The organism is Herminiimonas sp. CN (genome assembly GCF_000622895.1).
Taxonomy (GTDB): Bacteria; Pseudomonadota; Gammaproteobacteria; order Burkholderiales; family Burkholderiaceae_D; genus AVCC01.
Genome location: NZ_AVCC01000038.1, coordinates 1 through 13,484 on the forward strand (window position 1 = coordinate 1; position 13,484 = coordinate 13,484).

10 protein-coding genes, 1 pseudogene and 1 CRISPR repeat array are annotated in these 13,484 nt (G+C 63.0%); of the genes and pseudogenes, 10 read left to right on the plus strand and 1 reads right to left on the minus strand.

Annotated features, from left to right (window positions below; genetic code table 11):
- Window positions 1-46 precede the first annotated feature (46 nt).
- Window positions 47-873: a CRISPR direct-repeat array (repeat unit 37 nt; unit sequence GTATCGCCCGGCCAATTCGCCGGGCGTGGATTGAAAC).
- 89 nt (window positions 874-962) lie between these two features.
- The 10 genes from HMCN_RS0109760 to ftsB all read left to right on the plus strand — a co-directional run bounded on the left by HMCN_RS0109760 (window position 963) and on the right by ftsB (window position 12,499).
- Window positions 963-2,228, plus strand: a complete 1,266-nt coding sequence (locus tag HMCN_RS0109760) for a lipoprotein-releasing ABC transporter permease subunit (protein WP_025917214.1) — start codon at window positions 963-965, stop codon at window positions 2,226-2,228.
- Complete coding sequence (gene lolD, locus HMCN_RS0109765; RefSeq protein ID WP_025917215.1) at window positions 2,221-2,979, plus strand: lipoprotein-releasing ABC transporter ATP-binding protein LolD; 759 nt, start codon at window positions 2,221-2,223, stop codon at window positions 2,977-2,979. The genes HMCN_RS0109760 and lolD overlap by 8 nt, the downstream gene beginning before the upstream one ends.
- Window positions 2,969-3,793: a TatD family hydrolase gene (locus tag HMCN_RS0109770; RefSeq protein ID WP_025917216.1), complete on the plus strand. Its 825-nt coding sequence runs from the start codon at window positions 2,969-2,971 to the stop codon at window positions 3,791-3,793. Before lolD ends, HMCN_RS0109770 begins: the two co-directional genes overlap by 11 nt.
- Before the next feature lie 115 nt (window positions 3,794-3,908).
- The gene (locus HMCN_RS0109775) at window positions 3,909-6,356 is read left to right on the plus strand and encodes a DNA internalization-related competence protein ComEC/Rec2 (RefSeq protein WP_025917217.1); all 2,448 of its coding nucleotides are present in this window, start codon (window positions 3,909-3,911) and stop codon (window positions 6,354-6,356) included.
- A gap of 10 nt (window positions 6,357-6,366) precedes the next feature.
- Entirely contained in the window at window positions 6,367-7,176 is an 810-nt protein-coding gene (locus HMCN_RS0109780) for an alpha/beta fold hydrolase (protein ID WP_035626570.1), read from the plus strand.
- Between the two features lie 3 nt (window positions 7,177-7,179).
- Window positions 7,180-8,121 (plus strand): lipid A deacylase LpxR family protein, encoded by a 942-nt coding sequence (locus HMCN_RS0109785; protein ID WP_025917219.1) that lies wholly within the window; start codon window positions 7,180-7,182, stop codon window positions 8,119-8,121.
- A gap of 117 nt (window positions 8,122-8,238) precedes the next feature.
- Window positions 8,239-9,897 (plus strand): CTP synthase, encoded by a 1,659-nt coding sequence (locus tag HMCN_RS0109790; protein WP_025917220.1) that lies wholly within the window; start codon window positions 8,239-8,241, stop codon window positions 9,895-9,897.
- A complete protein-coding gene (kdsA, locus tag HMCN_RS0109795) occupies window positions 9,894-10,745 on the plus strand; it encodes a 3-deoxy-8-phosphooctulonate synthase (protein WP_025917221.1) in 852 nt (283 codons plus the stop codon). Before HMCN_RS0109790 ends, kdsA begins: the two co-directional genes overlap by 4 nt.
- A gap of 56 nt (window positions 10,746-10,801) precedes the next feature.
- Window positions 10,802-12,085: a phosphopyruvate hydratase gene (eno, locus tag HMCN_RS0109800; protein ID WP_025917222.1), complete on the plus strand. Its 1,284-nt coding sequence runs from the start codon at window positions 10,802-10,804 to the stop codon at window positions 12,083-12,085.
- 63 nt (window positions 12,086-12,148) lie between these two features.
- Complete coding sequence (gene ftsB / locus HMCN_RS0109805) at window positions 12,149-12,499, plus strand: cell division protein FtsB (RefSeq protein ID WP_025917223.1); 351 nt, start codon at window positions 12,149-12,151, stop codon at window positions 12,497-12,499.
- Window positions 12,500-12,554: 55 nt separating this feature from the next.
- Here ftsB and HMCN_RS17570 read toward each other — a convergent pair.
- Window positions 12,555-13,476, minus strand: a pseudogene (locus HMCN_RS17570) (delta(1)-pyrroline-2-carboxylate reductase family protein).
- Between the last annotated feature and the right edge of the window lie 8 nt (window positions 13,477-13,484).

Consider the following 13,484-nt stretch of genomic DNA (forward strand, 5'->3'; position numbering starts at 1 on the left):
GTGGATTGAAACGAAAACCGCACGGTCTGACCCTCCGGCCCCTTCAGTATCGCCCGGCCAATTCGCCGGGCGTGGATTGAAACATTTTGGGAACATAGGTTGGACGGATAGGACCAAGTATCGCCCGGCCAATTCGCCGGGCGTGGATTGAAACCCAATGGATACTGTGCCTCAACAAATTCCTGTGGTATCGCCCGGCCAATTCGCCGGGCGTGGATTGAAACCATTGAGCAAGTGGCATTGGTGAGTGGGCATCGAGTATCGCCCGGCCAATTCGCCGGGCGTGGATTGAAACGGCCTGCACGTGGATCGTTTGGATGCCGAGACCGGGTATCGCCCGGCCAATTCGCCGGGCGTGGATTGAAACCGGCCTGAGCACATCGGTTGCCGAGGGTGTGCAGACGTATCGCCCGGCCAATTCGCCGGGCGTGGATTGAAACCGACGCGGTAGCGGATCACAACAAGACCACGCTTGTATCGCCCGGCCAATTCGCCGGGCGTGGATTGAAACATCGTCCGCGACCGCGTCACGTCGGCAGTGCTGGCGGTATCGCCCGGCCAATTCGCCGGGCGTGGATTGAAACATCTTAGTTAAGGAGCCTGCGGCAAGGTCTGCTGGTATCGCCCGGCCAATTCGCCGGGCGTGGATTGAAACATCACGCCGTACTGCGAAATGGATCAGGTCATCACGTATCGCCCGGCCAATTCGCCGGGCGTGGATTGAAACTTGGCGCCTTCGGTCGCCGCATACGCCTTCACGCGGGGTATCGCCCGGCCAATTCGCCGGGCGTGGATTGAAACGATGACTCAGGCGGATTTTGCTGCACTCCCTGAAGGTATCGCCCGGCCAATGCGCCGGGTGCGAATTGAAACCACCAGTCACGATGGCTGGATGATCGTTAAACTTTGCGTAGTTCTGCGCAGAATATGGCAAACTGCGGGCTCGCCTTGGGAGTCGCATATTGAGTATCTTGAAAAACCTGCCGTTTGAATGGTTGGTCGGCCTGCGGTATACCCGTGCCGGGCGGCGCAGCGGCCGCAACAGTTTTATTTCCTTCATTTCGCTGATTTCGATGGCTGGCATCGCGCTCGGGGTGGCGGCGCTGATCGTGGTGCTGTCGGTAATGAACGGCTTCCAGAGGGATGTGCGCGACCGCATGCTGTCGGTGCTGGCGCACATCGAAGTGTTTGACGCCAGCGGCGCGATGGCCGACTGGCAGGGCACTGCGAAGCAGGCGCTGCAGGACAAGGAAGTCATCGGCGCGGCGCCCTATGTGGCCACGCAGGCGATGCTCACGCGCGACGACATCCTGCGCGGGGTGGTGATTCGCGGCGTGCTGCCGCAGCAGGAACGGGCGGTGTCGGATGTGGCCAGTCAGGTCCGACAGGGCAGTTTCGATGCCTTGCAGGCAGGCGCATTCAATGTCGTGCTGGGCGGCGAGCTGGCGCGCGCGCTGCATGCGGAAATCGGCGACAAGGTGACGATGCTGGCGCCGCAAGGACAGGTGACGCCGGCCGGCGTGCTGCCGCGCCTGAAACAATTTACCGTGGCCGGCATCTTCGAGGCCGGCCATTACGAGTACGACTCGACGCTGGCCTTCATCCATATCGAAGACGCGCAAAAGATGTTCCGGCTGGCCGCGCCGTCCGGCCTGCGCCTGAAGATCACCGACATGCAGCGTGCGCCGCAGGTGGCGCGGGATCTGTCGAAAATCCTTTCCGGCGACTTGCTGATCAGCGACTGGTCGAAGCAGAACCGCAATTGGTTTGCCGCGGTGCAGACCGAAAAACGCATGATGTTCATCATCCTGACCCTGATCATCGCGGTGGCCGCCTTCAACCTGGTCTCGACCCTGGTGATGACGGTGACCGACAAGCAGGCCGACATTGCGATCTTGCGCACGCTGGGGGCATCGCCCGGCTCGGTGATGAAAATCTTCATGGTGCAGGGCGCGCTGGTCGGCTTGTTCGGCACCGCGCTCGGCGTCGGCCTCGGGGTGCTGGTGGCGCTGAATGTCGACGTGATCGTGCCGGTCATCGAGCATCTGCTGGGGGTGCAGTTCCTGCCCAAGGATATTTACCTGATTTCCGAGCTGCCGTCCGACCTGCGCTGGCCGGACGTCTATACGATAGGCGGCGTGGCGGTGCTGCTGGCTTTCCTGGCTACCCTGTACCCGAGCTGGCGCGCTGCCCGCGTGCGCCCGGCGGAGGCGCTGCGCTATGAATGACATCAATCGCCACTTAGGGGAGTCCGCGGTGCCGCTTTCGCAACCTGTCGTATTGTCGTGCTGCGGCCTGTCCAAGAGATTCGTCCAGGGCGCGTATGCGGTCGATGTGCTGTCCGGCATCGACCTCGAAGTCCATCAAGGCGAGCGGCTGGCGATTGTCGGCGCTTCCGGCTCCGGCAAATCGACACTGCTGCATTTGCTGGGCGGTCTCGATACGCCGACCTCGGGCAGCGTGTCGCTGCAGGGGCGCGACTTTGCCAGCCTGAACGAGAAGGCCCGCGGCGACTTGCGCAATACCGCGCTCGGTTTCGTCTACCAGTTCCACCATCTGCTGCCGGAGTTCTCGGCGCTCGACAATGTCGCGATGCCGCTGATGATCCGCCGCCTCAGGCGCAGCGACGCGCAGCAGCAGGCGCAGGCGATCCTGGCGCGGGTCGGGCTGGGCCATCGCGTCACGCACGTGCCGGGCGAGCTGTCCGGCGGCGAGCGGCAGCGGGTCGCGCTGGCGCGCGCGCTGGTGACGCAGCCGGCCTGCGTGCTGGCCGACGAGCCGACCGGCAACCTCGACCGCAAGACCGCGCAGCAGATTTTCGACCTGATGCTGGAGCTGTCGCGCACGCTCGGCACCGCCTTCGTCATCGTCACCCACGATATCGCACTGGCGCGGCGTTGCGACCGCGTGCTGCAGCTGGCGGAGAACGGCTTGCAGCCGTATGTCGAGCAGGCCGAACATGACGGGCATGTGGACTGACAGCCACTGCCACCTGGACGCGCCCGAATTCGGCGCCGACGGCGGCTCCATCGCGCAGCGGGCGGCGCAACTGGGAGTCGGCTGGATCGTGATTCCTGCGGTGGCAACCGCCAATTTCGCCGCGGTTGCCGCACTCGCGCATAGGCAAAGCAATTGCGCGTATGCGCTCGGCATCCATCCGATCTTCGTGCCGCAGGCGCAGGAATCCGATCTGGCCGTCTTGCGCCAAAGCGTGGCGGCGGCGATGGCCGATTCGCGCTTGGTCGCCATCGGCGAGATCGGCCTCGATTTCTTCGTGCCCGAACTGAAAGCCGCCGCCATGGCCGAAAAGCAGACCCATTTCTACCGCGAACAATTGAAAATCGCCCGCGACTTCGGCTTGCCGGTGCTGCTGCATGCGCGGCGCGCACAGGATTTGATACTCAAGCAGCTGCGTGCAATTAGCGTCCCAGGCGGGATTGCGCATGCGTTCAACGGCAGCCTGCAGCAGGCGCAAGCGTTCATCGATCTCGGCTTCAAGCTCGGTTTCGGCGGCGCGCTGACCTTCCCGCGCGCATTGCAGCTTCGCCGACTGGCAGCAAACCTGCCGCTGGAGGCAATCGTGCTGGAAACCGATGCGCCGGACATGGCGCCGGTCTGGCTGCACCCGGCGCGCAACAGCCCGCAGCAGCTGCCCCGCATCGGCCAGTTGCTGGCCGAGTTGCGCGGGCAAGCGGCCAGCGATGTCGCCCGCATTACCTCCGCCAACGTGCTGGCGGTGCTGCCGCGACTGGCGCATCTGGCCGGCGCAGCCCATCTTCCAGAATCCTTGTAATGTGAATAAATTGCCGGGTATGCCAATAAATACCATGTTTTATACAAGCATTCATTGCGGCATATAAAAATGCATAGTGCAGTATGTTGATATGAAAAAATCCCTTTAAGCGCCCATGCGCAGCGCCATCATCGGTTTCGTGATCGGCATCGTCTGGCTGCAGAACCAGCCGCTGTTGCCGTCTTTGGCGCAGGCATTGCTGTTGCTGGCGGCGGCCGCGTTGCTCGGGATGGCGGCGCGGCGCTGGCCGCAGCCGGTTTTGCGCGCAACCTTGCTGCTGGCCTGCGGCGCCGCGCTGGGTTTCGTCTGGGCCGGCTTGCTGGCGCAGCAGCGCCTGGCGCACGCGCTGCCGGACGATTGGGAAGGGCGCGATGTGACGCTGATCGGCACCGTTGACAGCCTGCCTTACCGCTTTGAGCAGGGCGTGCGCTTCAATCTGGCGCTGGAGCAGGTGCTGCCGCCGGACGGCAGCGCGCTGGCGGTCTCCGACTTGCCGCCCAAGATCGCCTTGTCATGGTATGCGGCGCCGGGAGCTGGCGGGTTGCCAGCGGCGGGTGGGGCGCCGGCGGTCGAGCCCGGCGAGCGCTGGCAATTCAGAGTGCGCCTGCAAAAGCCGCACGGCAACGCGAACCCAGGAGGCTTCGATTACGAAGTCTGGCTGCTGGAACAGAATCTGCGCGCCACCGGCTATGTGCGCACCGATGCGCAGGCGATGCTGCAAAACCGGCGCTTGTCGGGTTTTGTGTTCGGCATCGGTAATCTGGTCGAGCGCTGCCGCGCCCGGCTGCGCGAGCGCATCCAGGCCGCCTTGCCGGATCATGCATACGCCGGCGTGATCGTCGCGCTGGTGGTCGGCGACCAGCGCGGCATCGATCAAAGCGACTGGAAGGTGTTCAACCGCAGCGGCATCGGCCATCTGATTTCGATTTCCGGCCTGCATATCACGATGGTGGCCGGGCTGTTTGCCGCGTTCGCGCAATGGCTGTGGCGGCGCTCGCTATTTACCGGCGCGGAGTTGCCCCTGCTGCTGCCGGCGCAAAAAGTCGCGGCCCTGAGCGGAGTGGTGATCGCGCTGCTGTACGTGCTGCTGGCCGGCTTCGGGGTGCCGGCCCAGCGCACCTTGTACATGCTGACGGTGGTGGCGGTCGCGCTCTGGTTTGGCCGCCTGACCAGCGTGTCGCATGTGCTGTGCGCCGCCTTGCTGGCGGTGGCCGTACTCGATCCGTGGGCGGTGCTGTGGCCCGGCTACTGGCTGTCGTTCGGCGCGGTGGCGATCATCCTGTACGCCAGCGTCGGGCGCGCCGAATCGCCACGCCATTCGATCGAAGCGTCCGGGCGGCAGACGCGCTGGCGTCAGACGCTGACAAGCGCCGCACGCACGCAGTATGTGGTGACGCTGGGCCTGGTGCCGTTGACCATGCTGCTGTTCGGCCAGGTGTCGCTGGTCAGCCCGCTGGCCAATGCGGTTGCGATTCCGCTGGTCAGTTTGCTGGTGACGCCGCTGGCTTTGGCGGGTAGCGTGCTGCCGGCGCCGTTGTCGGGCTGGATTTTGACGCTTGCCCATGCGCTGGTGACATGGCTGGCGGATGGCTTGCAATGGCTGGCCAGTTGGCCGGGAGCGGTCTGGTCGGCGCCGCTGCCGTCCTGGTGGGTTTTCCTGTTCGCCCTGCTGGGTACCCTGTGGCTACTGGCACCGCGCGGCTGGCCGCTGCGTTGGCTGGGCCTGGCCGGCTGGCTGCCGCTGCTGCTGAACAGTCCAACCCTGCCGCAGCCGGGCCGGATGTGGGTGACCGCTTTCGATGTCGGCCAAGGCACGGCGCTGCTGATCGAGACGCCACAGCACCGGCTGCTGTACGACACCGGCCCGTATTATTCGCCGCAATCGAATGGCGGCAACCGCGTCATCCTACCGTATCTGAAGACGCGCGGGATTGCGGCGCTCGATGCGCTGGTAGTCAGCCACAACGACAGCGATCACTCCGGCGGCGCGCTGTCGATTCTGGATGAAATCAAAGTCGGCCAGGTCTGGTCTTCGCTGGCCCTAACCAGTGCCATCGTGGCGGCGTCGCCCCGTCATCAGCATTGCACGGCAGGCCAGTCGTGGCAGTGGGACGGAGTCCGGTTCGAGATGCTGCACCCGCAGGCAGCCAGTTTCGATAACCCTGGATTGAAGCCGAATGCGCTCAGTTGCACGCTGAAAATCAGCATTGGCAGCCTGTCGATCCTGCTGCCCGGCGATATCGAGGCATCGCAGGAATCTGAGTTGCTCGGTAGCAATCGCGCTGGATTGCATGCTACCGTGCTGCTGGCGCCGCATCACGGCAGCGGCACCTCGTCGAGCATCGCCTTCCTGGATGCGGTCCGGCCGGATCTGGCGCTGTTCCAGGTCGGCTACCGCAACCGTTACCGGCATCCGAAGCCGGAAGTGTTTGAACGCTACCGCGCAATGGGAATACCGCGCCTGCGCAACGATGCTTCCGGCGCAATCACATTACAATTCGATCAGGCATTACACATTTCCGAATATCGCAGTAGCCATGCCCGCTACTGGCATGGGCGCTAACACAAAAAATATGACGACAACCAAGCCACTGCTGCATTTCGCCCACGCCAACAGCTACCCGGCCGGTACTTATCGCGTGTTTTTCCAGCACCTGCAGCAGCATTACCGGGTGCAGGCGCTCGACATGCACGCCCACAATCCTAAATATCCGATCAAGAACGGCTGGCGCGCGCTGAAGCAGGAATTGATCGATGACATGGAGGTGCGCCATACCGAACCGGTGATCCTGGTCGGCCATTCTCTGGGCGGTATGCTCAGCCTGATGGCGGCCAAGGACCGGTCTGATCTGGTGCGCTGCGTGGTGTTGCTGGATTCTCCGGTGGTGGCCGGGTGGCGTGCTTTTCTGGTGCGCATCAGCAGATCGGTCGGCAGGGATTTCAAGTTTTCTCCGGCCCGGCTGTCGGTCAAGCGCCGCAATGTCTGGCCCGATGCCGACGCCGCATTTGCGTATTTTGCCGCCAAGAAGATATTTGCGATCTGGCCGCCGCAAGTGCTGCACGACTACCTCGATAGCGGACTGGTGCCGCATCCGGACGGCGTCACCCTGCGCTTCACGCGCGAGGCCGAAACCGCTGTTTATCGCAGCCTGCCGTACCATCTCGGCAAAATCGTACGGCCGGGGTTCCCGGTGCCGGTCGGCTTTGTCGGCGGCGCCGACTCGGTCGAATGCCGGCAGATAGGTATGGGCGCAACCCGGCACCTGGTCGGACGGCATTACCGGAAAATCCCGGGCAGCCACCTGTTTCCGATGGAGTCGCCGGCGCTGGCAGCCAGTGCGCTGCACGACATGATCCGCTCGTTGCTGCCGGCGCAGGAGTAGGGCATGGCACGATCCTTCTTGCAGCTGTTGGCAGCTGGTTTATTGCTGCTGCATGCAATCCTGGTGCGCGCCGATGCTGTATCCGCTGTGCCGCCGGATTTCCGGACCGTGATGGCGCACGGCAGGTCCAGCATCGCGCTGGATATCGATAACGATAGCCTGTTGATGAACCGGGATGACGGCTTTTACACCAGCGGCCTGCGCCTGACGCAGCAATACGCCTTGCGCGATGCGGCGCAGCTGACCGCGTATGGCTGGCGCATCGGGCACGACATGTACACCCCGTCCGACATCAAGCTGCCGCCGGCGCAAGTCCGGGCGCCGGATCATCCGTATGCCGCCTGGCTGTACGGCGGCCTGTTCCGGGAGGTGCGTCAAGTCGATGGCGCTTACGCAAGGCTGGGTTTCGATCTCGGTTGCCTGGGGCCGTGCGCAGCGGGCGAGTGGGTGCAGACCAATCTGCACCGCCTGATCAATCAACCGTTGCCGCAGGGTTGGAGTCGGCAGGTGAAAAACGAGTTCGGCGCGGTGTTGTATGCCGATATCGCGCCGGCGCGCTGGCCATTGCAGCGCTGGCTGGATCTGCAACCCAGCCTGCAGGGCCGTGTCGGCAACATCTTTACCGATCTGACGGCTGCCGTGACGCTGCGCGCGGGCGTTCTGGGCGATTTGCCGGCGGCGCCGACGCAGCATTTGTACCTGAAATTCAGCGCGCGCGCGGTCGGCCACGACGCTTCTTTGCAAGGCGGGTATTTCTCCAGGGATAATCCGCACACGGTACGCCCGCAGCGCTTGGCCGAGGAGGCGGAGGCCGGCCTGCAGTGGGTCAGGCCGCCGTTTGCCCTGCGGGCCGCAATCGTGCGGCGCAGCAACGAAATCCGCGATTTGCCGGATTCCGTCGGCGCGCAAAATTTTGCCCGGTTGCAATTGGTATATTCCCCCTGAGCATCAATCCGGTGCGCTGCCTGCGGTCGGCCGGATCGGGCTGGAATGTCGGCAAGTGCGGCACCGGTTTGCGGTATAATTCGAATTTCCCGCTCGTGCCGCCCGGCACCTTCTGCAATGACCAAGTTTGTATTCGTAACAGGTGGCGTCGTCTCTTCCCTTGGCAAGGGAATTGCAGCAGCCTCTCTCGCCGCGATTCTTGAATCCCGCGGCCTCAAAGTCACACTTCTGAAGCTTGATCCGTACATCAACGTCGATCCCGGCACCATGAGCCCGTTCCAGCATGGCGAGGTGTTTGTCACCGACGATGGCGCCGAGACCGATCTCGACCTCGGTCATTACGAGCGTTTCATTTCGACCCGGATGAAGAAGGCCAACAACTTCACTACCGGCCAGATTTACGAATCGGTGATCCGCAAGGAGCGTCGCGGCGAGTATTTGGGCAAGACCGTGCAGGTGATTCCGCACATTACCAACGAAATCCAGGATTACATCCATCGCGGCGCTTACGGCTACGACGTGGCGCTGGTGGAAATCGGCGGCACCGTCGGTGACATCGAATCGCTGCCGTTCCTGGAGGCGGCGCGTCAGCTGAGCCTGCGCGCCGGCCGCAATGCCGCCGCCTTCGTGCATCTGACGCTGGTGCCTTACCTGGCCTCGGCCGGCGAACTGAAGACCAAGCCGACCCAGCACAGCGTGCAAAAGCTGCGCGAAATCGGCATCTCGCCGGACGCTTTGCTATGCCGTGCCGACCGTCCGATTCCGGATGACGAACGGGCCAAGATTTCGCTGTTTTCCAACGTGGTCGAAGAAGCGGTGATTTCGGTCTGGGATGCCGACACCATTTACAAGATTCCGCAAATGCTGCACGACCAGGGGCTCGATGCGATTGTCTGTGAAAAGCTCGGCCTGTCGCCGAAGCCGGCCGACTTGTCGGTCTGGACCAAGCTGATCTATGCGCTGGAACACCCGAAGACCGAAGTCACCATCGGCATGGTCGGCAAATACGTCGATCTGACCGAATCCTACAAGTCGCTGACCGAGGCATTGCGCCACGCCGGTATCCATACCGAGAGCCGCGTCAACATCGAATACCTGGATTCCGAGGAAATCGAAGCCAACGGCACTGCTGCACTGGCAAAATACGATGCTATCCTGGTGCCGGGCGGCTTCGGCAAGCGCGGCGTGGAAGGCAAGATCGCCGCAGCACGGTTCGCGCGCGAGCACAAGATTCCGTATCTGGGGATTTGCCTCGGGATGCAGGTGGCACTGATCGAGTACGCGCGCAACATGGCCGGCCTGGCCAACGCCAATTCGACCGAATTCAACCCGGAAACCGATCAGCCGGTGGTAGCCCTGATCAACGAGTGGCAAAACCATGACGGCAAGGTGGAGCGGCGCGATGTCAATTCCGACCTCGGCGGCACCATGCGCCTCGGCGCGCAAACCTGCGCGGTCAAGCCGGGTACGCTGGCAGCGGAAATCTACGGCAGCGCGGTGACCGAACGCCATCGCCATCGCTATGAAGCGAATAACCACTATCTTGGCCGGGTCGAAGAAGCCGGGATGGTCGTGTCGGCCCGCACCCCAACCGAAGATCTGTGCGAAATTATGGAGTTGCCGCGTTCCGGGGCGAACGCGCATCCGTTTTATGTCGGCGTGCAATTCCACCCGGAATTCAAATCGACGCCGCGCGACGGCCATCCGTTGTTTACCGCCTTCATCAAGGCGGCGCTGGCGCGCAAGCAGGCAGAACTGGTTGAGGCTGTGGCATGAAATTGTGCAATTTCGAGGTCGGCCTCGACCAGCCCTTCTTCCTGATCGCCGGCCCATGCGTGATCGAGTCGCGCCAGATGGCCCATGACACCGCCGGCCAGCTGAAGGAAATCACCGCAGCGCTGGGGATTCCCTTCATCTACAAATCGTCGTTCGACAAGGCCAACCGTTCGTCCGGCGCCTCTTTCCGCGGCCTCGGGATGGAAAAAGGCCTGGAAATCCTGGCCGATGTGAAACAGCAGATCGGCGTGCCGGTATTGACCGACATTCACCAGATCGATGAAATCAAGCCGGTGGCGGCGGTGGTCGATGTGCTGCAGACGCCGGCTTTCCTGTGCCGCCAGACCGATTTCATCCACGCTTGCGCGCAGTCCGGCAAGCCGGTGAACATCAAGAAAGGCCAGTTCCTGGCGCCGCACGACATGAAAAACGTGATCAACAAGGCGCGTGCAGCAGCCCGGGAAGCCGGTTTGCCGGAAGATAATTTCATGGCCTGCGAACGCGGCGCATCGTTCGGCTACAACAACCTGGTGTCCGACATGCGTTCGCTGGCGATCATGCGCGAGACCGGTTGCCCGGTAGTGTTCGATGCCACCCATTCGGTGCAGTTGCCGGGCGGGCAGGGCGCGACTTCCGGCGGCCAGCGCGAATTCGTGCCGGTGCTGGCGCGGGCTGCGGTCGCGGTCGGCATTTCCGGCATTTTCATGGAAACCCATCCGAACCCGGCACAAGCGATGTCGGACGGCCCGAATGCGGTGCCGCTGGCGCGCATGCGCGAACTGCTGGCAACCCTGATCGATCTGGACCGGATCGTCAAGAAAAACGGCTTCCTCGAAGCCAGTTTCTGACAAATAGTTCTCAAGCAATCCATTACCAATCTACACAATTCTTATTGGAGCCTTACATGAGTGCCATCGTTGACATCATCGGCCGCGAAATACTCGATTCACGCGGCAACCCTACCGTCGAATGCGATGTCCTGCTGGAATCCGGCGTCATGGGCCGCGCTGCGGTGCCGTCCGGCGCCTCGACCGGCTCGCGCGAAGCAATCGAGCTGCGCGACGGCGACAAGAACCGCTACTTCGGCAAGGGCGTGCTGCAAGCCTGCGAACACATCAACACCGAAATCTCCGAAGCGATCATGGGTCTGGACGCCAATGAACAAGCGTTCCTGGACCGCACCCTGATCGACCTCGACGGCACCGAGAACAAGTCCCGCCTGGGCGCCAACGCGATGCTGGCGGTCTCGATGGCAGTCGCCAAGGCCGCTGCCGAAGAAGCCGGCCTGCCGCTGTACCGCTATTTCGGCGGCTCCGGTGCGATGCAGATGCCGGTGCCGATGATGAACGTCATCAACGGCGGCGCCCACGCCGATAACAACCTGGACATCCAGGAATTCATGATTATCCCGGTCGGCGCACCGAGCTTCAAGGAAGCGATCCGCTACGGCGCCGAAGTGTTCCATACCCTGAAGAAGATCCTGCAAGGCAAGGGCCTGACCACTGCGGTCGGCGACGAAGGCGGTTTCGCCCCCTCGGTGGCCAGCCATGAAGACGCGATCAAGCTGATCATCCAGGCGATCGAAGAAGCCGGCTACGAGCCGGGCACCCAGATCGCGCTCGGCCTCGACTGCGCGGCCAGCGAATTCTACAAAGATGGCAAATACCAGCTGGCAGGCGAGGGCCTGAGCCTGACCGCAACCGAATTCACCAACCTGCTGGAAACCTGGTGCGACAAATACCCGATCATCTCGATCGAGGACGCGATGGGCGAAGGCGACTGGGACGGCTGGGCGATCCTGACCAAGGCGCTGGGCCAGAAAGTCCAGCTGGTGGGCGACGACCTGTTCGTCACCAACACCAAGATCCTGAAAGAGGGGATCCAGAAGGGCATCGCCAACTCGATCCTGATCAAGATCAACCAGATCGGCACCCTGACCGAGACTTTCGCTGCGATCGAGATGGCCAAGCGCGCCGGCTACACCGCAGTGATTTCGCACCGTTCCGGCGAGACCGAGGACTCCACCATTGCCGACATCGCCGTCGGCCTGAACGCCCTGCAGATCAAGACCGGCTCGATGTCGCGTTCGGACCGGATGGCGAAGTACAACCAGTTGCTGCGCATCGAGGAAGACCTGGGCGACATCGCCAGCTATCCTGGCCGCGATGCGTTCTACAACCTGAAATAAACCGGAACCTCCGGTTGCAAGGCGTGCTGCCTTGCGGCCGGGCTTTTGAGCCGGACTCTGCCGATGCGCCTGATCTCCATCTTGCTCCTGCTGTTATTGGTGCTGATCCAACACCCGCTCTGGCTGGGCAAGGGCGGCTGGTTGCGCGTGTGGGATCTGGATCAGCAGGTCAGTGAAGCGCTCGACAAGAATCGCGCGCTGAAGGCGAGGAACGACAAGCTCGAATCCGAAGTGCGTGATTTGCAGGAGGGCACCGGTGCGATCGAGGAACGGGCCCGCTATGAACTGGGCATGATCAAGGACGGCGAAATCTTCGTGCAACTACTGGCCAACACGGGCGCAGCCCCGCTGCAAATAACGCCGCCGGCAGCAACGCACCCGAAGGCGCCTGCCGCCGCAAAACCGGCGCATTAGCAGCCTGTCGGGCGCAAAGTCTGCGCCGACCATTCCATCTCATTGAATCCAGGCCCTATGCCAGCGATGCCAGCGCCACCCGCGCAGCGGCCAGATCCCAGGCGGCCTGGCCTACGGTTTTAAATACCGGCATCTGCCCGGCGATATTGACCGTTCCATCCAGAACCGCAGACAGCGCAGTTACCCGGCTCCAATCGACCCCGGCCTGCAGCAGATCGCCGGCCTCGTGGCGGGCGCCATCCAGATCGTCCACCACTATCTGGCGCTGATGCAGCAATTGCGGCGGAAACTCGGCCATGTCGGGCTTGAAGGCGCCAACCCCGATCGCCAGCGTGGCGGGTGCAATCCGGAGCGGGATCACCGGCGTTCTGGAGGTGGTCAGGGCGATCAGGACATCGGTGGCCGGCAACTCGGATTGCAGCTGCGCCAGGTCCAGCGGCTGGGCGGTAACTTGCGGATGGCGCTTTTGCAAGGCGGCGCAAAAAGATTCCGCCTTGTGCCGCGCAGTGGCGGCAATCCAGAACCGCGATACGACCAAAAAAATCGACTAGCGCATCGGCATGGGCCGCGGCCTGGGTGCCGCTGCCGATCAGCAGCGCCGATTTTGGCGCTTTTGGCAGCAGCGCCTGAATCCCCAGCAGGGTGACGGCTGCGGTGCGGCGCGCGGTCACGGTCGGGCCGTCCAGCAGCGCCAGCCTGCGCCCGGTGGCGGTGTCAAAAACGATCACTTCGCCCTGGATCGCGGGCAGGCCGTGCTGCGCATTGTCGGCGTGCACGGTAATCAGTTTGGCCACGCTGATGTCGCTGCCGATGGCCGGCATGCCCAGCAATACGCTGGCCGCATCGATCGGCACCACCTGGCGCTCGGGCGCGCGGATCTGTCCTTGGGCCAGTTCGCGCACCGCTTGCGCCACCGCCGGCACCAGCCTGGCATAGGGCAGCGCCTGTGCAGTTTGTAATGGATCGAGTATTTTCATGTCGTGTC